The 20,856-nt window shown below is 65.4% G+C and carries 14 protein-coding genes; 10 read left to right on the forward strand and 4 right to left on the reverse strand.

Features of this window, described 5'->3' with window-relative positions; all coding sequences use genetic code 11:
- Positions 1-28: 28 nt before the first annotated feature.
- Together MA09_RS11375 and uraH are read right to left on the reverse strand one after the other, a co-directional pair.
- Positions 29-1,858 (reverse strand): DUF4153 domain-containing protein, encoded by a 1,830-nt coding sequence (locus MA09_RS11375; RefSeq protein ID WP_036248322.1) that lies wholly within the window; start codon positions 1,856-1,858, stop codon positions 29-31.
- Positions 1,859-1,927: 69 nt separating this feature from the next.
- Positions 1,928-2,281, reverse strand: coding sequence for a hydroxyisourate hydrolase (gene uraH, locus MA09_RS11380; protein WP_036248326.1), 354 nt, complete (start codon positions 2,279-2,281; stop codon positions 1,928-1,930).
- Positions 2,282-2,386: 105 nt separating this feature from the next.
- Here uraH and puuE point away from each other — a divergent pair, with 105 nt between their 5' ends.
- The 10 genes from puuE (at position 2,387) to MA09_RS11430 (ending at position 19,262) form a co-directional block, all read left to right on the forward strand.
- Positions 2,387-3,328: an allantoinase PuuE gene (gene puuE / locus MA09_RS11385; RefSeq protein WP_036248329.1), complete on the forward strand. Its 942-nt coding sequence runs from the start codon at positions 2,387-2,389 to the stop codon at positions 3,326-3,328.
- A 132-nt stretch (positions 3,329-3,460) separates the two neighbouring features.
- The gene (gene xdhA, locus MA09_RS11390) at positions 3,461-4,927 is read left to right on the forward strand and encodes a xanthine dehydrogenase small subunit (RefSeq protein ID WP_036248331.1); all 1,467 of its coding nucleotides are present in this window, start codon (positions 3,461-3,463) and stop codon (positions 4,925-4,927) included.
- Positions 4,928-4,939: 12 nt separating this feature from the next.
- Positions 4,940-7,270, forward strand: coding sequence for a xanthine dehydrogenase molybdopterin binding subunit (gene xdhB / locus MA09_RS11395; protein ID WP_036248334.1), 2,331 nt, complete (start codon positions 4,940-4,942; stop codon positions 7,268-7,270).
- A complete protein-coding gene (xdhC, locus tag MA09_RS11400) occupies positions 7,270-8,394 on the forward strand; it encodes a xanthine dehydrogenase accessory protein XdhC (RefSeq protein ID WP_036248337.1) in 1,125 nt (374 codons plus the stop codon). Before xdhB ends, xdhC begins: the two co-directional genes overlap by 1 nt.
- A complete protein-coding gene (gene guaD, locus MA09_RS11405) occupies positions 8,378-9,685 on the forward strand; it encodes a guanine deaminase (RefSeq protein WP_036248339.1) in 1,308 nt (435 codons plus the stop codon). Before xdhC ends, guaD begins: the two co-directional genes overlap by 17 nt.
- A 216-nt stretch (positions 9,686-9,901) precedes the next feature.
- Entirely contained in the window at positions 9,902-11,407 is a 1,506-nt protein-coding gene (locus MA09_RS11410) for a hypothetical protein (RefSeq protein WP_036248341.1), read from the forward strand.
- Between the two features lie 538 nt (positions 11,408-11,945).
- The gene (locus tag MA09_RS11415) at positions 11,946-15,356 is read left to right on the forward strand and encodes a TonB-dependent receptor (RefSeq protein WP_036248343.1); all 3,411 of its coding nucleotides are present in this window, start codon (positions 11,946-11,948) and stop codon (positions 15,354-15,356) included.
- 183 nt (positions 15,357-15,539) lie between these two features.
- Positions 15,540-17,234, forward strand: a complete 1,695-nt coding sequence (locus tag MA09_RS11420) for a bifunctional UDP-sugar hydrolase/5'-nucleotidase (protein ID WP_036248346.1) — start codon at positions 15,540-15,542, stop codon at positions 17,232-17,234.
- Between the two features lie 26 nt (positions 17,235-17,260).
- Entirely contained in the window at positions 17,261-18,322 is a 1,062-nt protein-coding gene (locus tag MA09_RS11425) for a S1/P1 nuclease (protein WP_036248592.1), read from the forward strand.
- A 79-nt stretch (positions 18,323-18,401) separates the two neighbouring features.
- Positions 18,402-19,262 (forward strand): MipA/OmpV family protein, encoded by an 861-nt coding sequence (locus MA09_RS11430; RefSeq protein WP_036248349.1) that lies wholly within the window; start codon positions 18,402-18,404, stop codon positions 19,260-19,262.
- 86 nt (positions 19,263-19,348) lie between these two features.
- On the opposite strand, the gene MA09_RS11435 is transcribed toward MA09_RS11430, so the two are convergent.
- Positions 19,349-19,672: a hypothetical protein gene (locus MA09_RS11435; protein ID WP_036248351.1), complete on the reverse strand. Its 324-nt coding sequence runs from the start codon at positions 19,670-19,672 to the stop codon at positions 19,349-19,351.
- A 213-nt stretch (positions 19,673-19,885) separates the two neighbouring features.
- Complete coding sequence (locus MA09_RS11440; RefSeq protein WP_036248353.1) at positions 19,886-20,851, reverse strand: ABC transporter permease; 966 nt, start codon at positions 20,849-20,851, stop codon at positions 19,886-19,888.
- Between the last annotated feature and the right edge of the window lie 5 nt (positions 20,852-20,856).

Here is a 20,856-nt window from a genome sequence, read left to right on the forward strand (position 1 = left end):
CTTGCAGGGAGCCCAAGCATAGCAAGATTCACTTTTGCGGCGCGTCCGCCTGGCCGGAATTGGCGGGCGGGCAGCCGCCGTCCTGCATCGGCCGCGGGGTGACTGGGATGCGCTGTCCAGCCAGTTCCAGGTCATTCCAGGCGGGCGCCACTATGCGCACCTGGCCTTCGCGCAAGGCTTGCTTCCAGGCGGGACAGGGCGAGATGGAGAGCGAGCCTGCAATACGCCATTGGCCGCCGGCCACTTCGGTGATGAGCACCGACTCCCAGGGCCTGTCGCTGATCAAGAGGACTTCCGGCCGCGCATCACCCCCCAGGTCGAGGAGCAGCGCGTCGCAGGCTTCCGTGCGGCGCAGCAGGCATGCCGGCACGGAGGCCGTACCGGCCTGGCCCGGCCATTCCATCCGCATGAAGCTGTCCGGCAGCCGCGCACCCGCAGGCCAGACGCGCAGGTTCTCGGCAAGCCTTGGCCGCTCGTTCACGTGCAGCCGCTCGTGCGGGAAGCGCAGCTGGCGCACTGCCGCGATCCGGCTGCGCAGCAGGTCAGCCTCCTTGCGCGCCGTCTCTACCTCGATCCGCGCCAACGCCGCGCGGCCGTAGCGGGCGCCTTCGAAGTGCAGGTACCCGACATCGAACTGTTCCGCGGAGATGCGGCCGGCGTCCAGGCGCGCCACCTGGTCGTTCGTCGCCAGGCGGGCCGGGTCGGCCAGCGGCGTGAACAAGGCCAGCAGCACGCCCGGCACCACGAAGGCGACCGCGATGTTGACGCCGGCGAGGGTCGGCAGCCAGCCCTTGCGCAGGGCCGCCGCCGCATAGCCGCCTGCATAACAGGCGGCCACCAGCATGCAGGCCGCAGCAATCACGCGGTCGTCGGTCCAGCCGTGGTCGCCGACCCGCAGGGCCAGGGCGTGGCTCGCGAGCGCTGTTACCGGCACCAGCAGCAGCGCGGCGATGCGTGCCGCCAGCGCAACCGGGCGGACGACCTGCGCTGCACCGTTCTGCCAGGCGGCGTTGATCAAGACAACGAAGGCCGCGGCGGCGCCCAGCAGCATCGCGGCAGCGCTGCGGGTGGCCCACAGCGGGGCCAGGCCGGTGAAGGGCAGGCTGGCCAGGAAACCGCCGACCAGCAGCGCCAGCACCGGCAGGACCCAGGACAGCAGCACCAGCAGCAGGTTGCGGATGCCGCGTACGATACTTGGGCGCACGTCGGTCAGGTGCATGGCCGTCGCGAAGGCGAAGGTGGTCACGGGAATGGCGAACCAGGATGCGCGGATGGCCTGCCTGAGAAAGTCCAGCTTGATCAGCAGGAACAGATTGGCGCCGAGATGCAGCACCAACCAAGTGACGCCGACGAACAGGACGCTGAAGGCCAGCTGCACACCCAGTTTCCAGGCGATCTCGAAGTAGCTCGTGTAGCTGGCGATGCGGCGCCGCTCATGCGTACCGGCAAGTATGAGCGCATGGGCAATGAAGAGTCCGGCCACGAGGGCAAGGCACAGCTGCGGCGACGGTGCCGGTCCGCGCGGTTCGGGGCCCTGCGGCGGCCGGTAGGCGCCTTCCATGCGCCAGACGTCGTACCAGGCGAGGGCGGCGATGAAGACGGCCGCCGTCGCCGTCCACAACAGCAAGCGGCATCCGGCCATGTGGCCGAGCGCGTTGATGGCGATCACCGGCGCCAGCAGGCTCACCGTCAGCAGGGGGACGAACAGGCGCGGCGCAGTCGCCGGCCAATGCAGTTCGGTTCCTGCACGGTACAGCAGGTAGAGCACCAGTCCCTGCAGCAGCCCGATACCGATCCGCGCGGCGGCAATGCCTGGCCGGGCCTGCAGGTCGGGTGTATCGTGGACTGCTGCGTGCATGGTGCGCTCCCAGGTTGTCGTTCAGTAAACATTACTGTGCTTCAACCGGGTGCGCCACCTGCAAGACTGCTAGCTGCCCCGGTAGGTCGAGTAGGACCAGGGCGTCATCACCAGCGGGACGTGATAGTTCTGTCCGGCGTCAGGGACGCCGAAGGCGATCGTGATGCGGTCGAGAAAGCGCGGCGAAGGCAGCTCCACGCCCTGGGCGACGAAGTAGTCGCCGGCGTGGAACACCAGCTCGTACTGCCCCGGGCACAGCAGGGCGCCTTCCAGCAGCGGCGCACTGCAGCGGCCGTCCGCGTTGGTGACGTCGGTCTTGATCAGGGTGCGGCCGCGGGAATCAATGCCGTATAACTCGACCTTCACGCCGGCGCCGGGGCGGCCGTGGGCGGTATCGAGGACGTGGGTGGAGAGTTTGCCCATATCAGCAGGATGAGTGGAAGTATGCGGGCAATCATATACCGTTGTGCTTCCTGCAATATATGATCGCCGATATACCCGTATTTCTCTGCCTCCCATGCTCCGCCGATGAACACTTACTCGAATTATCCGCGCGACCTCATCGGCTACGGCCGCAAGCCACCCCATCCGCAATGGCCAGGCGGGGCGCGCGTGGCCCTGCAGTTCGTCCTGAACTACGAGGAAGGCGGCGAGAACTGCGTGCTCCACGGCGACCCGGCTTCCGAGACCTTCCTGTCCGAAATCATCGGCGCGCAAGCCTTCCCGATGCGCCACATGAGCATGGAATCGCTCTACGAATACGGTTCTCGCGCCGGCCTGTGGCGGGTGCTGCGCCTGTTCGAGGAGCGCGCGCTGCCGCTGACGGTCTTCGGGGTGGCGATGGCGCTCAAGCGCAATCCCGAGGCAGTGGCCGCCTTCCGCGAGCTGGGCCACGAGATCGCCTGCCATGGGCTGCGCTGGATCTCGTACCAGAACATCGACGAGGCCCTTGAACGCGCCCACATGATCGAGGCGGTGCAGATCATCCGCGAGCTGACCGGGACAGCGCCGCTCGGCTGGTACACCGGGCGCGACTCGCCCAACACGCGCCGGCTGGTGGTCGAGCACGGCGGCTTCGCCTACGACGCCGACCATTACGGCGACGACCTGCCGTTCTGGCAGCAGGTGGCAACCAGCGATGGCCGGCAGATCCCGCACCTGGTGGTGCCGTACACGCTGGATACCAACGACATGCGCTTTGCCGCCATGCAGGGTTTCAATTCGGGTACCCAGTTCTTCGACTACCTCAAGGATGCCTTCGAGGTGCTGTACCGCGAAGGCGACCCGAACGGCCTGAACCAGCCGAAGATGCTGTCGATCGGCCTGCATTGCCGGCTGGTCGGGCGACCGGCGCGGATCGCAGCGCTGGCCCGCTTCCTCGACCATGTCCAGGGTCATGAGGGAGTCTGGATCACGCGCCGCATCGACATCGCGAACCACTGGAAAACGGTGCATCCTTTCCTAAAATGAAAGGGCAGGAGCTACCATGGGATATGCTTCTAAATATATAAGTAATATATAGATAATCTTATAGTTGAGATGCTGGCGGGTGGTAGCCTTCCGCCCCTGCTTGAAAGTGACACCAGAGAGAGTGAGACAGGAATGCCAGAGCCGATCCGATTCCATTACCGCGGCGCCGTCCAGGAAGTGCGTGACGTGCAGCCGACGCAAACCATCCTGCAGCACCTGCGGGAGGACCTGCACTGCACCGGCACCAAGGAAGGTTGCGCCGAGGGCGATTGCGGCGCCTGCACCGTGGTGATCGGCTCGCTGGAGGACGGCCAGCTGCAGCTCAAGGCCGTCAACTCCTGCATCCAGTTCACGCCCACGCTCGACGGCAAGGCCCTGTTCACCGTGGAAGACCTGCAGCAGCCCGACGGCCGCCTGCACCCGGTCCAGCAGGCCCTGGTCGAGTGCCACGGTTCGCAATGCGGCTTCTGCACTCCGGGCTTCGCGATGTCGCTGTGGGGCATGTACCTGAAACAGGAAGGCCGCCAGCCTTCGCGCTGCCAGATCGACGATGCGCTCTCGGGCAACCTGTGCCGCTGCACCGGCTACCGCCCGATCATCGACGCGGCGCGCCGCATGGTCGAGCTGCCGCCCGCCGCTTTCGACCGCGCCGCGCTGGCCGAGCGCCTGCGGCACCTGGAGCGTACCCACGGCTTCACCTATGAAGCACACGGCGCGCGCTTCCACATCCCGCGTACCCTCGAGGAGCTGGTGCGCTTGCGCGGCGAGTTCCCGCAAGCGCTGATGCTGGCCGGCTCGACCGACGTCGGACTCTGGGTCACCAAGCACATGCGCGAGCTGAACGACATCATCTACCTGGGGCAGGTGGACGAGCTGAAGACCGTCGCCGAATCCGACGACACCCTGGAGATCGGCGCCGGCGTGACGCTGAACGATGCCTACGCGGCCATCTGCCGCCACTATCCGGAGGAGCTGACGGCGATGTGGCAGCGCTTCGCCTCGCTCCCGATCCGCAATGCGGGCACGCTGGGCGGCAACGTCGCCAACGGCTCGCCGATCGGCGATTCGATGCCCTGGCTGATCGCACTGGGCGCGCAGGTGCTGCTGCGCGGCGCTGCAGGCCAACGCGTGCTGGGGCTGGAAGATTTCTATCTCGGCTACCAGCAGAAAGACCTGCAGCCCGGGGAGTTCGTCCAAAGCGTGCGCATCCCGCTGCCGCGCGCAGGCTTGCGTTTCCGCACCTATAAACTGGCCAAGCGCTTCGACCAGGACATCTCGGCCGTGTGCGCGGCCTTCGCCATTATCCTCGACGGCGACACGGTCACCGAGGCACGCATCGCCTTCGGCGGGATGGCCGCCACGCCCAAGCGTGCAACCCATGCCGAAGCGCTTCTCGTCGGCCAGCCATGGAACGAAGCGTCGATGCGCGCCGCCATGGATGCGCTGGCACGGGATTACGCGCCGCTGAGCGACATGCGCGCGTCCAGCGCCTACCGCATGCGGACGGCGCAGAACCTGCTGCGCCGCTTCTGGCTCGAAACCCGCCTTGATAATCCGCTGCCCGTGGGGGCGGTGAACGCCTTCGCCGTGGGCGCCTGAGAGGAGAAGGACATGAACGACGCAGGCACCCCCATCCTCGACGCCGCCCAGTGGACGGAAGCGGGCCGCGCGCGCCCGCACGAATCCGCCGTGCTGCACGTGCTCGGCCAGGCCACCTATACCGACGACATCCGCGAAACCGCCGGCACCCTGCACGCGGCGCTCGGCCTGTCCGGCCGCGCCCATGCGCGCATCCTCGCGATCGACCTGGAACCGGTACGCGCCAGCCGCGGCGTGGTGGCGGTCCTGGGCGCACAGGACATCCCGGGCCTGAACGACTGCGGCCCGATCATTCATGACGACCCGATCCTGGCCGATGGGCTGGTCCAGTACCTTGGACAGCCGGTGTTCATCGTCGTCGCCGACAGCCACGAGAACGCACGCCGGGCCGCGAAGCTGGCGAAGATCGACTACGAAGACCTGCCCGCCATCCTGACGCCGCAGGAAGCGCGCGCCGCGCAATCCTATGTCTTGCCACCGATGCACCTGGCCCGCGGCGACGCCGAAGCGGCCTTCGCAGGGTCTCCCTGCCGCGTGAAAGGCGAGCTGTACGTCGGCGGCCAGGAACAGTTCTACCTGGAAGGCCAGATCGCCTATGCGATTCCCGGCGAAGACCGCGGCATGCACGTCTACTGCTCGACCCAGCACCCGAGCGAGATGCAGCACGTGGTGGCGCACGCGCTCGGCCTGCATTCGCACCACGTGACGGTCGAGTGCCGCCGCATGGGCGGCGGCTTCGGCGGCAAGGAATCGCAATCGGCCCTGTGGGCCGCGGCCGCAGCGATCGCTGCCGCACGCACGCGCCGCCCGGTCAAGCTGCGCGCCGACCGCGACGACGACATGCTGGTGACCGGCAAGCGCCACTGCTTTCACTACGAGTACGAAGTCGGCTACGACCGCGAAGGGCGCATCCTCGCCGCCAAGGTCGACATGGTCACGCGCGCCGGCTTCTCGGCCGACCTGTCCGGCCCGGTGGCGACGCGCGCCGTCTGCCACTTCGACAACACCTATTACCTGTCCGACGTCGAGATCCGCGCGGCCTGCGGCAAGACCAACACCCAGTCGAATACCGCCTTCCGCGGCTTCGGCGGGCCGCAGGGCGCCATCGCCATCGAATACGTGATCGACGAGATCGCGCGCAACCTGGGGCGCGACCCGCTCGACATCCGCCGCCTGAACTTCTACGGTAGAACCGAGCGCAACGTCACGCCCTACGGCCAGGCCATCGTCGACAACGTCATCCACGAGCTGGTGGCCGAGCTGGAGCAGACCAGCGATTACCGCGCGCGCCGCGCCGCGATCAAGGAATTCAACCGCACCAGCCCGGTACTGAAGAAGGGCCTGGCGCTCACCCCGGTGAAGTTCGGCATTGCCTTCAACGTTACTCACCTGAACCAGGCGGGCGCGCTGGTGCATGTCTACGTGGACGGCTCGATCCTGGTGAACCACGGCGGCACCGAGATGGGGCAGGGCATCAACACCAAGGTAATGCAGGTGGTGGCGCACGAGCTGGGCGTGGACCTGGCGCGCGTGCGCGCCACCGCCACCAACACCAGCAAGGTCGCGAACACCTCGGCCACCGCCGCCTCGACCGGCGCCGACCTGAACGGCAAGGCCGCGCAGGATGCCGCCCGCAAGATCCGCGATCGCCTGGCTGTCTTCGTGGCTTCGCAGTTCGGCGGCGACGCGTCGGAAGTGCGCTTTGCCGACGACACCGTGTTCGTGGCGGGCCAGGCACTGCGCTTCGGCGAGGTGGTGGCCAAGGCCTACCTGGCGCGAGTGCAGCTGTGGTCGGACGGCTTCTATGCCACCCCCGGCCTGCACTGGGACCCGAAGACCATGAGCGGCCATCCGTTCTCCTACTACGCCTATGGCGCGGCGGTGTCGGAAGTGGTGGTGGACACCCTCACCGGCGAATGGAAGCTGCTGCGCGCGGACGCGCTCTACGACGCCGGCAACTCGCTCAACCCGGCCATCGACATCGGACAGGTCGAGGGCGCCTTCATCCAGGGCATGGGCTGGCTCACGACGGAAGAACTGTGGTGGAACCCGGCGGGCAAGTTGATGACGCATGCGCCCTCGACCTACAAGATCCCCGGCATCTCCGACTGCCCGGAAGACTTCCGCGTGCGTCTCTTCAGGAACCACAACGTCGAAGACAGCATCCACCGCTCCAAGGCCGTGGGCGAGCCGCCGCTGCTGCTGCCGTTCTCGGTGTTCTTCGCGATCCGCGATGCGATCTCAAGCGTAGGCGGGCACAAGCTGAATCCGCCGTTGAATGCGCCAGCCACCTGCGAAGAGATCCTCAGGGCGGTGGCTGCGGTTGAGGCTGCGAGCGCCTGATGAGCGATTGGTTGCCAAGCGAGGAGCTGCATGGACCGGCAGTGCTGGTGACGGTTGCCCGCGTCGAGGGTTCCGTCCCGCGCGAGCCGGGCGCGCGCATGCTGGTGGATGCGCAGGGCTTTCGCGGCACCGTCGGTGGCGGGCACCTGGAGCACCGGGCACTGGAGATTTCTCGCGCGATGCTGGAGCAGGGCGGCGGGGCGGCGCATATCGAGCGTTTTCCGCTGGGACCCAAGCTGGGGCAGTGCTGCGGCGGCATCGCCTGGCTGGCCTTCGAAATGGCGGATGCGGAGCAGCTGGCGCTGCTGCGTACGCGCCGCAATGAAGATACGTGGCGCGTGGTTTTCGTAGGGGGGAACTGGTCCGGTGGACCAGTTCACGGTCTCCCGCCCACGCGTTCAACTGACGGAAGCTCAGCCGGGAATTCATCATTAGCTGACCGCGTGGGCGGGAGGCCCGCCCACCCTACGACTGCGCTGTTCGACAGCAGCGGGCGCCACCTCGCTGGCGGCGACGTTCCCGCATTCGACCGCACCCAGGGCACCCACATCTTCCAGGACGCCACCGGCCGCCTCTGGCTGCTTGATGCCGTCCTCGCCCCGCGCGCCCACCTGATGCTGTTCGGCGCCGGCCACGTCGGCGCCGCCATCGTGCGGGCCGTGTCCGAACTGCCCTGCCGCGTCACCTGGGTCGACGAGCGCGACGACCTGTTCCCGCCGGCCGCCCCCGCCAACGTGACCGTGGAAGCCACCGATACGCCCGAGGCGCTGGTTGAAAACGCACCACAGGGCACCACTTTCCTGGTCATGACCCACAGCCACGCACTTGACCTGCAGCTGTCGCACGCGATACTGTCGCGCCCCGGCATGTCGCAAGGCCATGATTGGTTCGGCCTGATCGGCTCCGATACCAAGCGCCGCCAGTTCGAGCACCGCCTGCGCGAACGCGGCATCATTGAAGCGCGACTCGACGCGATGGTCTGCCCCGTCGGCCTGCCCGGCATCGAGGGCAAGGCCCCGGCCGTGATCGCGGCCTCCGTGGCGGCCCAGCTGCTCCTGGTATGGGAAGCTCGTGCCCGCCAGCCTGAATCTTCAACGGAATCCAAAGATGTCCACCGCATTTAAGAATATGCAAGCCTACCGTGCGAGCTTGCTGCATTTCCACGCCGACCCGGCCTTCGACGGCGCCGCCCATGCCTGGCATGAAGACGGCCTGCTGGTGGTCGAGGACGGTCGCGTGAAGGCCGCCGGCGACTATGCCGCCTTGGCCGACACGCTGCCGGCCGGCGTGACGCCGCACGACTATCGGGGCCAGCTCATCACCCCCGGCTTCATCGACACCCACCTGCATTATCCGCAGACCGACATGATTGCCTCTCCGGCCCCGGGTCTGCTGCCCTGGCTGGAAACCTACACCTTCCCGACCGAGCGCCGCTTCGAGGATCCGGCGCATGCGCGCGCGACCGCCGAGTTCTTCCTCGACGAGCTGCTGCGCTGCGGGACCACGACCGCCGTCGTGTACTGCACCGTGCATCCGCAGTCGGTGGATGCGTTTTTTGAGGCCAGCGAGGCGCGCAACCTGCGCATGGTGGCCGGCAAGGTGCTGATGGACCGCCACTGCCCGGACTTCCTGCGCGATGGCGAAGGCGGCGTCGGGACCAGCGCGGACCTGATCGAGAAGTGGCACAAGCGCGGCCGCCAGCTGTACGCGATCACCCCGCGCTTCGCCCCCACCTCGACCGACGCCCAGCTACGCGCCACCGCCGAACTGGCGAAGGCCTATCCGGACACCTTCATCCAGACCCACGTCTCGGAAAACAAGGACGAGTGCAAGTGGGTGGGCGAGCTGCATCCGCAGGCGCGCAGCTACCTGGACGTCTACGAGCGCTTCGGCCTGATGCGCCCGCGCGCCCTGTTCGGCCACTGCATCTGGCTCGACGACGAGGACTTCGCCCGCATGGCCGCCACCGGCTCGGCGGCCGCGGTGTGCCCGACCTCCAACCTGTTCCTGGGCAGCGGCCTGTTCGACTTCGAACGGGCCGACGGCGCCCGCACGCTGCTGTCGCTCGGCACCGACGTCGGCGCCGGCACCTCGTTCTCGATGCTGCAGACCATGAACGAGGCCTACAAGGTGGCGCGCCTGAAGGGCAGCTACCTGCCGGCGCTGCGCATGTTCTACCTGGCCACGCTGGGCGCCGCCCGCGCCATGGGCCTCGAAGGCACGGTCGGCAGCTTCGCGCCGGGTACGGAGGCAGACTTCATCGTGCTCGACCCGAAGGCCACGCCGCTGCTGGCGCGCCGCACGGCGCAGCGGGAGTCGCTGGAAGAGCTGCTGTTCGCGCTGGCGCTGCTGGGGGATGACCGGGTGATCAAGGCGACCTATGCGGCCGGTACGCTCGTTCATAGCCGCACATGATTTTGTAGGGTGGGCGGGTCTCCCGCCCACGCGGCGATACTTGGTCCATAGACAGATGAGCGGGCAGATCTAGCCGGATTTGACCGCGTGGGCGGCAAAGCCGCCCACGCTACGAAACCCTACTTGGCCATATTGCCAACGCTAACTCAACCGTATAGAGTTGCGCGGTCACCGCGGGCGCAGGCTCGCCATCAACCGCACGAGAAAGTCACACCCATGTACAAACAACTGACCGGCAGCGTCCTGCCGGCCTTGACCCTGGCCCTGGCCATCGCCGGCGCCCCCCAGGCCCTGGCCAAGGGCCCGGCCTCGAAGACCAACGAAGTCGCCACAGCCCGCCACTACGCCAGCCTGATCGCCGGCGAGCCGAAGACCGCCGAGCTGACCCTGTTCTTCACCCAGATGCCGAAGGGCGGCGACCTGCACCACCATTATTCGGGTTCGGTCTACGCCGAGCAGTATGTCGACTTCCTCGACAAGCAGGGCTATTGCGTCGACAAGCGTACCTACCGCATCGAGACGAAGAAGGAAGTCGTCGCCGCCGAGCGCGCCAAGCCGGCCGAGGAACGCAACTGCCTGTCGACCGCCGAGGTCTATGCCGACGACTACACCTTCCGCGAGCTGCTGCAGCGCTGGTCGAACAAGGACTTCGGCAACCATGGCGCCATCCAGCCGCCGCCGGACCGCCTGTTCTTCCAGACCTTCGGTTTCTTCGGACCGGTCTCGAACGCGAACTTCCGCGAAGGCCTGCAGGAGCTGAAAAAACGCGCCATCGCGGAAAACGTGAGCTATATCGAGACCATGTTCAAGATGTCGCCTTTTGTCGTGAACAAGGACTTCGACGCCCAGGCCTGGAAAAATGCCGATGACGACAAGGCCCTCGACGCCCAGATGGGCGCCTGGCTGGCAGTGCTGGAACAGGATGCCGGCTTCAAGAAGCAGCTTGAAGACTTCGTGGCCAAGATCCACGAGTCGGCCGAGGGCATCGACGACGAGCGCTTCACCATGCGCTACCAGACCTATGTGCTGCGCCTGCTGAACCCCTCGCAGGTGTTCTCCTCGATGGTCTCAGGCTTCAAGGCCGCCGCCATGAGCGACAAGATCGTGGGTGTCAACATCGTCGGCCAGGAGAGCACGATGGTCTCGATGCGCGACTACACGCTGCACATGAAGATGTTCCGCTTCCTGAAGTCGCGCTATCCGGAAGTGAAGGTGGCCATGCACGCCGGTGAGCTGGCGATGGGCGACGTGCCGCCGGAAGGCCTGAAGTTCCACATCGACCAGGCCCTGGTCGTGGCCAACGCCAACCGCATCGGACACGGCCTCGACCTGGCGCACGAAAGCAATGCCCCGGCCATCATGGCCAGGATGCGCAAGGACGACATCCCGGTCGAGATCAACCTGACCTCGAACGCCTTCATCAACGGTGTCGAAGGCGCGAACCACCCGATCACGCTATACCGTAAATACGGCGTGCCCTACGTGATCTCGACCGACGACGCGGGCGTGACCCGCCATACGCTGTCGAACGAGTACGTGTTGTTCGCCAGCCGCTACAAGCCGGACTATGCGGAGATGAAGCGGACCTCGTACAACAGCATCCGCTACGCCTTCCTGCCAGTGGCAGAAAAGCAACGTCTGACCCGCCAACTGGACGAGCGTTTCGCTGCTTTCGAGGCAAAGATCGCTGCGCTGGCCAAAGCACAGGCAGTGGCGAAGTAATCCCTGGACAAGACGCTCCGCACGCTGCGCGGAGCGTCTTCAAGTCATCGACCACTGAATGACTTTTTAACTATCCCTTAGTAATAATTTATCTTTTGTGGCCTTCCTGCTACAAAAAATCCTCTTCCATCCTCGGTTTGGCGAAATTCTTCTCAAAAAAATTTCGTCCAGGAATGCCGCCCTTATAATCCCGCCTTGTCATTTTGCTGGGAATAAAGCAGGTCTGTAGCGTAATAACAACGTGCCGGAGCGTATTTATACGACAAACGTATGAATATCGAAGCCAAAACGAATTTGTCGGCTTATTAACGGTCATGCATATTGGAGTTTGATTTCCAAAAGGCATTCCTCGTTTGACGGGCACCCGCGTGAAGCGCATCGCGGTGTAACTTCGTTGAAATACTTGCACGTTAGACTTGCCGCCGCCAGCCGGCAGGACCGCCGGCACACCACGCAGCACACAAAGATTGCAGTACTTGTAAGAGAGGGCAACCGTCGGCTGCCCGTTATAACTATTAAGTTCTTTTTGGGGTTATCAATGATCACTCAACAACAGATCCGGCTCACCAAACTGGCGCTGGCTTTGTCGGTTGCATTGGCTGCTACGCCGGCCTTCGCGCAGAACACCACCTCGGCCATCGGTGGCCGTATCTCGGCCGCTGACGGCAAGCCGGCCGCCGGCGCCCAGGTGCAGATTGTTCACACCGAGTCCGGTTCTGTCAGCAATGTCACCACCGACGCGGAAGGCCGTTACGTTGCACGCGGCCTGCGTGTAGGCGGTCCATACACGATCATCATCACCAAGGACGGCGTCACCGAGCGTCGCGAAGGCGTGTTCGTTGCGCTGGCCGAAACCGCCGCCGTCGACGCGACCCTGGGCCAGGCCATGCAGACCGTCACCGTGACCGGTTCGGCAGCACGCTCGGAAATCTTCTCGAACCAGTCGATGGGTTCGGTCACCGCAATCAGCCGTGCCGACCTGGAAACCCAGGCCTCGATCAACCGCAACCTGCAGGACTTCGCCCGCCTGGATCCGCGCGTGTCGCAGACCGACAAGGAACGCGGCGAGATGTCGGTGGCCGGCCAGAACTCGCGCTACAACTCGATGACCATCGACGGCGTGGCCGTGAACGATACCTTCGGCCTGGAAGCCAACGGCAGCCCGACCGCCCGCCAGCCGATCTCGATGGAAGCCATCGCTTCGGTGCAGGTCAACGTCGCCAACTACGACGTGACCCAGCGCGGCTACACCGGCGCCAACGTCAACGCCGTCACCAAGTCGGGTACCAACGTGTACCACGGCGGTGCCTACTACGTGACCCGCGACGACCGCCTGGTCGGCAAGCGCTACAACCGCTCCACCGACGCCTACACCGACGCCCCGGAATTCAAGGACAACACCAAGGGCCTGTGGGTCAGCGGCCCGCTGGTCAAGGACAAGCTGTTCTTCTTCGCCCTGGCCGAAAACTATGAAAGCAGCCGCAGCGGTCCGGAATTCGGCGCCATCGGCACCGGTACCGGCACCACCATCGGCATCAGCCCGAACCAGATCAATCGTGTTCGCGAGATCGCACAGAGCCGCTACGGCTTCGACATCGGCAACACCCAGATCCCGGCCGGCACCAAGATGAAGGTCGAGGAGCGCATGCTCAAGCTCGACTGGAACATCAACGACGACCACCGCGCCAACCTGCGCTACTCGAAGACCTCGCAGAACGAGCCGATCTTCCCGGGCTTCTCGAACAGCGGCGTCTCGCTGAGCTCCTACTTCTACAACCAGGACAAGACCATCGAAACCCTGGTGGGCCAGGTGTTCTCCGACTGGACCGAGAACCTGTCGACCGAATTCAAGATCTCGCAGCGCGACTATGACTCGGTGCCGATCACCGCGTCCAAGCTGCCGACCATGTCGTTCCAGTTCAGCGGCCCGCTGCCGTCCGACGCGCCCGCGGGCACCCGCACCGGCAACCGTTTCCTGAACACCGGTACCGAGAACAGCCGCCACAACAACGTGCTGGGCACCAAGACCCTGGACGTCTACGCCGGCGCCAACTATCTGTGGGGCGACCATGAAATCAAGGTCGGCGCCGACTACACCCAGAACAAGGTGTATAACGCTTTCCTGCAGAACGTGTTCGGCAACTACACCTTCGCTTGCGATAACAACTTCACCTACACCTTTGGTTCGATCAACTGCGCCACTGCCACCGCGGCCCAGATCGACGCCGCGATCTTCGAGAACTTCTCGCGCGGCCGTCCGTCGTCGTATTCCGTGCAGCTGCCGGTGCCGGGTGGTTCGCTGAGCAACGCGATCGCCCAGTTCACCATGAAGAACACCGGCCTGTTCCTGCAGGATAACTGGTCGGTCAACAAGAACCTGACCGTCAGCGCCGGCATCCGCGTCGACGTGACCGGTGTGGACAATACTCCGCTGCGCAACGCCGGCGTGGCCGCGCCGACCGTCGCCGGCAACGCCGCCACCTTCGCCCGCCAGACCGGCGGCTTCGGTGTCGACAACACCCAGACCTTCGACGGCAACAAGCTGTGGCAGCCGCGTGTCGGCTTCAACTACAAGATCGACGCGGCGCGTCCGACCCAGCTGCGCGGCGGCGTCGGCCTGTTCCAGGGCGCGGCAGCCACCGTGTGGATGTCGAACCCGTTCTCGAACCCGGGCATCGCCACCCGTACCATCACCTGCTCGGGCTCCGGCGCCACCCGCTGCCCGACCACCGATGGCCTGTTCACGCCGGACGTGAACGCCCAGCGTACCGTGACCGGCGCAACCCCGGCCGCGAACGTTGACGTCCTGTCGCCGGACCTGAAGCAGCCGTCGATCTGGAAAGCCAACCTGGCCTTCGAGCATGAGCTGCCGTTCGGCGGGCTGGTGTTCGGCGCTGAACTGCTGGCGACCCAGAACAAGAACGCGATCTTCTACCAGAACCTGAACCTGGGCGCACCGACCCGTATCGGCAAGGATGGCCGCGAGCTGTACTACAACGCCAACGGCCTGGATGCCGGCTGCTATTCGTTCACCAACAACGCGGTGACTGTGGCGACCCGCTGCCAGACCACGACTCGCGCGCTGTCGAACCTGAGCTACGGTAACGTGCTGCTGGCCAAGGGCACCGACAAGGGCGACGCCCAGGTCGTGACCGTCTCGCTGACGAGCCCGACCCGCAAGGGCTTCGGCTGGTCGGTGGCGTACTCGCACACCAACGCGACCGAAGTCTCGCCGCTGACCTCGTCGACCTCGAACTCGAACTGGACCGGTCGCTCGGTCTTCAACCCGAACGAGGAAGTCGCTGCAAACTCGTCGTATCTGGTGAAAGAGCGTATCAACGCCCGCCTGTCGTGGGAGAAGCGCTTCTTCGGCGACTACCGCACCCGCCTGGGCGTCTTCTATGAAGGCCGCGAAGGCAAGCCGTACAGCTGGACCGTCAACAACGACCTGAACGGTGACGGCCTGGCCGGCAACGACCTGATGTACATCCCGTCGAAGGAAGGTTCGGGCGAAGTCGTGTTCTACGGTGACACCGCGACCAACAAGAGCAACGAGGCACGCTTCTGGGCCGTCGTCAACGCCAACGAAGTCCTGCGCAATGCCAAGGGCGGCGTGGTTGGCCGCAACAGCGATTTCTCGCCGTGGACCAACAGCTTCGACGTGAAGATCACCCAGGAACTGCCGGGCTTCGTCAAGAAGCACAAGGCCAGCTTCGCACTCGACATCCTGAACTTCGGCAACCTGCTGAACAAGAAGTGGGGCCGTATCGAGGAAGTGGGCTTCCAGGCGCAAGGCGCGCAGGCGCGCAGCTTCGTCGACTACGTTGGTCTGGATGCACAGGGCCGCTACGTGTACGCAGTGCGTAACAACGTGGAAGACCTGAACGTGCGCCAGGCCAAGGGCGAGTCGCAGTGGGCCGTCCAGGCAACCTTCAAGTACGAGTTCTAATCCGATACTTGATCCGATGCCTGTAAGGTAAAGGCGGCCGGTGGCGACACCGGCCGTTTTTTTCATGGGTGAAGGCTCCGCGTTCTACTCCATCTTCGGCCCCGTAAAGATGGCGGACGACCGGGACCCCATGTGATAATGCGGAGGGCTTCCACAGCCTCCCTTCCTGATCGAGAAAACTCCATGACCGTTTCCCTGCGTGCCACGGCACCTCTCTCGCGCGCCGCGTTCGCCGTCGCCATTTCCCTGACCCTGGCCGGTTGCGCCAGCATCGCCAGCCGCGAACCGGTGACCATCAACCTGGTCGCCATGAACGACTTCCACGGCAACCTGGAGCCGAGCCGCTTTGTCCCGACCAATCCGGACGGCAGCAAGGCCCCCGCCATCCGCGCCGGCGGCGCCGAGGCCGTGGCGGCCGCGCTGCAGGCCTGGCGCAAGGAAGACAAGGACCTGCTGTTCGTATCGGCGGGCGACCTGGTCGGCGCCAGCCCGGCGATGTCTTCGCTGTGGGCGGACGAGCCGACCATCGAGGCCATGAACATGCTGGACCTGCGCGTGAGCGCGGTGGGCAACCACGAATTCGACGCCGGCCGCAAGGAGCTGCTGCGCCAGCAGCACGGCGGCTGCGATTCGCCGCGTCCGGCCAAGGCCTGCCAGATGGCCAAGGACTACCGTGGTGCGAAGTTCACCTACCTGGCCGGCAACGTGGTCGACAAGGCCACCGGCAAGCCTTTCATCCCGGCCTTCAAGATCGAAGAGGTCAAGGGCATCAAGGTCGGCCTGGTCGGGGTGGTGCTGCAGGACACCCGTTCGGTGGTGATGGCGTCGGGCATCGCCGGCCTGGAATTCGGCGACGAAGCCGCGGCGATCAACCGCGCCATTCCCGACATGCGGCGCCAGGGCGCGGACGTGATCGTCGCGCTGGTGCACGAGGGCGGCAACACCAAGGATCATCCGACCCAGCCCGGCTGCACCAACCTGACCGGCCCGATCGTGGGCATCGTCCAGAAGCTCGATCCAAGCATCCGCCTGGTAATCACCGGCCATACCCACCAGAGCTACCTGTGCAAGGTCGATGGCCGCACCGTGACCCAGGCTTCGTCCTACGGCCACATGCTGACCCGCATCCGCATGAGCGTGCAGAAGGGCGCAGGCAGCGTGGGCGACATCCAGGTCGAGAACGTCTTGATGAAGGGCGGCGACTACCCTGCCGACGAGAAGATGGCGGCCTTCATCGCCAAGGTCAAGGAGAGCAGCCGCGCAGCACTGACCCGCCCGGTGGCGCGCCTGGCGTCGGCGCCGGTGCTGCGCAAGCAGAACGAGGCCGGCGAAGCGCCGCTCGGCAACCTGATCGCGGACGCCGTGCTGGCCGCCACCCGCAATCTCGGCGCCCAGATCGGCTTCATGAACGAAGGCGGCATCCGCAAGGACCTGGAAGCCGGCGAGGACAACGTGGCTGCCTTCGGCCAGGTCCAGGCCGTGCTCCCGTTCGGGAACACCCTGGTGGTGATGGACCTGACCGGCGCCCAGATCCGCGCGCTGCTCGAACGCCAGTGGAACAAGGACGGGTCGATGGGCTCGATGCTGCAGGTGTCCAATGGTTTCAGCTATACCTGGGACGAGAAGCGCCCGGTGGGCAGCCGTGTGACCGCCATCACCCTGAACGGCAAGCCGCTGGACGACGCCAAGGCATACCGCATCGTCGCCAACAACTTCCTGGCCGAGGGCGGCGACAATTACCCCGAGTTCGGCAAGGGCACCAGGCGCCTCGAGACGGGCCTGCTGGACCTCGACGCCTTCACCGAATACCTGCGCAGCATCGAAGGGCAGGGCGCCTCGCTTGCGCCTGCCGCGCCACGCATCGTCAAGGCCCAATGAGGCCATCGATTCAACCAAGGATGACCATGAAAAAACTAGCCTGCGTACTCGCGCTGACCAGCGCCTTCGCATCGTTCGACGCCGCGGCCTGGGGCCGTGACGGCCACAAGGCCATCGGCGCGATTGCCGACAAGCTGCTCAAGGGCACCAGGGCGCAGAAGGAAATCGCCCTGCTGCTGAAGCCGGGTGAGTCGCTCGAACTGGTTGCCAACTGGGCCGACTGCGTCAAGGGCAGCTTCTGCGGCGAGCAGACCCCGGAAATGATCGAGTACGTCAACGCCAACCCGCAGCACGACAAGTACCACTACACCAACGTGCCCTTCCAGCACGACCATTACGACGACCATGGCGTCGGCAGGACGGGCGTCGACATCGTGCAGACACTGCGTTACTGCATCGCCGTCTTGCAAGGCAAAACCGATCCGGAACTGAACCCGCACAAGTTCACGAAGCGCCAGGCGCTGATCCTGCTGGCCCACTTCGCGGGCGACATCCACCAGCCGCTGCACGTGGGCGCCGCCTATGTCGGCAAGGATGGCAGGTTCGTCGCGCCGAGAACCCAGGAAGAGGTCAACGAAATCGCGATTTTCGACACGCGCGGCAGCAACAACCTGCTGCTGGACGATGTGCGCCTGGCCGAACTGGCGGCGCGCGCGATTCCGGCAGGCGAGCAGGCAGGAGTGAAGGAAGGCGTGCCGAAGTCTTTGACCAGGCCTTTCCACTCGTATTGGGACAGCACCACGGTCGACTACGCGTTCCGCCGCCTCCAGACCAAAACCCCTGAGCAGTTCGCCGACAAGGTCATCAGCGGCAAGGCGCAGCTTCCGCTGATCGAAGGCGATCCGATTACCGTGCCCTATGCGTGGGCCAACCACTCGCTGTTCGTGGCCAAGGAAGCCTTCAAGGATGTCATTCCGGGCAAGCTGACCCCGCAGACCAGCAAGAAGGGCGAGACTTACTACACCTTTGCACTGGAAGTGCCGGCCAACTACCCGGTGCCGAGCTCGGAGATCGCCAAGCAGCAGTTGATCAGGGGTGGTTATAACCTGGCGGCGCTGCTACAGGCAATTTATCCGGAAAAGGGCTGATACGCCGCTGCCGGCACCATTGCTCGTCGCAGTCCGGTCTTGGCATAGAATCCGTTCTCCCGGACCTGATTAAAAAGCCATGACCACTCTCATCAAGGGCGCCTGCGCCGCTTGCCTTATCCTTCCACTGGCTGCCCATGCCCAGACCGATCCCGAGCGCAATCTGCCTCTCTGGGAGATCGGCCTTGGCGGCGGCGCCCTGTCCACGCCTTCCTACCCGGGATCCGACCAGCGCGAAACGCGGGTGCTGGTCTTCCCGAACATCATCTACCGCGGCCAGGTCCTGCGCGCCGACCGTTCCGGCATCAATGCGCGCCTGTTCAGCTCCGACCGGGCCGAGCTCGACGTCGGCTTCGCCGGCGCCCTTCCTTCGGATTCGGACGATGTGGACGAACGCGCGGGCATGCCCGACCTCGGCCCGCTGCTCGAATTCGGTCCGCGCCTGAAAGTGCGGCTGGCGGACCTGGAGGGCAACCGCCGCCTGCGCCTCGAGTTGCCGCTGCGCGCGGTGATCGAGGCGCGCGGTGGGCTGCACGGCCGCGGCTATACCTTCGAGCCGCGCCTGGCCTACGAGATGGCCGGCGAGCGCAGGGTCTGGACCTTGGAGACGAACCTGTCGGTGGTGCTGGGCGACCGCAGGATCAACCGCCACTTCTACGAGGTGGCGCCGCAGTATGCGACCGCCGCGCGGCCGGCCTATGTGGCGGACTCCGGCCTGCTCCTGACGCGTCTCGGCCTGTTCGGCTCGCGCCGTCTCAACGAGGATGTACGGGTGTTCGGCTACCTGCGCTTCGAGAGCTACAAGGGGTCGGCGAACCGTGAGAGCCCGCTGCATGTGAAGGACAGCGGCGTGTCGGGCGGGGTAGGGGTGATGTGGACCTTCAAGCGTTCCGCAGCGCGGGCGCGCGGGGCGGGAACGGTCGATCCGAGCCTGCAATAATGGTAAACAAGCGGAAAATGCCGTGCGGGGCCGCACGGCATCGCTGAACCCCGGGCGGCGCAAGGCCGGCCCGGGCGATCGTCGGATTACTTCGACGCGTCCTTGCTGTCCTTGGACTTCTTGTCCTTCTTGGCCTGCTTGGCGTCAGCGTGATCGGTCTTGTCGGCTGCAGATGCCGGGGTCGCCGGAGTCGCCGGCGAAGCTGCGGTTGCCGCGGTCGAGCCGGTGCCGCCGGTGGTGGCCGAGGCATCGGTGGTTGCCGAAGTTTCGGTTGCCGGCGTGGTCGGCGAAGCCGGGGTGGCGGCGGTTGCCGGAGTTGCCGGGGTAGCGGGCGTTGCCGGGGTGGTGGTCTGAGCGTAGGCCGAGGTAGCGGACAGAGCGACGATCAGGGTAGCAATGGCTTTCTTCATTGGTTGAATCCTTTCTGGTTCGGGTTCTGGCGTACGGAAGTGTCACTGAGTCGTGTCACCTAGACATCTAACGGGGCGCGGATGAGCGCTGTTGACCGGGCTTACAAAGCCTTACGCCAGTCACATTTGCTAACAAGCCGTGCAACTAAACGTGGCGAGGAGCAAAAAAAATGGCCTGCGAGGAAGCAGGCCATTGTTATTGCCCGAATGGGGTCAGCGTGATTTGACGAAAGGCTTGCCCAGCGCCTTCGGCGCCACCGACTTGGCCATCAGGCCAGCCAGCACCACGACGGTCAGCACATACGGAATCATCTGGATCAGCGAACCCGGGATGCGGCCCACCACCGGCAGGTCCACGCCCTCGATCTGGATCTGGACCGCGCCGAAGAAGCCGAACATCAGGCAGCCCAGCACCGTGTGCAGCGGACGCCAGTTACCGAACACCATCGCGGTCAGCGCCAGGTAGCCTGCGCCGGCGGACATGTCGCGCAGGAAGAAGCCGCTCTGGACGATCGACAGGTAGGCGCCCGAGAAGGAGCACAGCACGCCGGCGATCAGCATGGCGGTATAACGGGTCTTCTGTACCGAGACGCCGGCGGCGTCGGCCGCGTGCGGGTTTTCGCCGCAGGCGCGCAGGCGCAGGCCGAAGCGGCTGTGGTACAGGGTCCAGTGCACCACCGGCAGCAGCAGGAAGGCAAAGTAGACCAGGGCCGAATGGCCGCCGATCACGCTGCCGACCAGCCAGCCGAGGAAGGGGATGTCGGCCAGGGCCGTGGTGCCCGGCAGGATCACCTCGCCGAGGCGTGCTTCGCCCAGGTCCGGCGTGCGGCCGCCCTGCTGGAAGAAGTACTGGGCCACCACGAAGGTCAGGCCGCTCATGGCGATGTTGATGGCCATGCCCGCGACCAGCTGGTTGCCCTTCTGGGTGATCGACACGAAGGCCTGCACCATGGCGAGGGCGCATGATGCCAGGATGCCGGCGGCGATGCCGATCCACGGGTCCTGGTAGGCGTAGGCGACGCCGGCCGATACGAAGGCCGAGGCGAGGATCTTGCCCTCGAGGCCGAGGTCGATCACGCCGCTGCGCTCGGCGAACAGGCCGGCCATGGCCGCGAAAATCAGGACCGGCGCATTGCGGATCGTCGAGACGACGATGCTGGCGAGTTGGAAGTCTTCCATGGCTA

Source organism: Massilia sp. BSC265 (assembly GCF_000740675.1).
GTDB lineage: Bacteria > Pseudomonadota > Gammaproteobacteria > Burkholderiales > Burkholderiaceae_D > Telluria.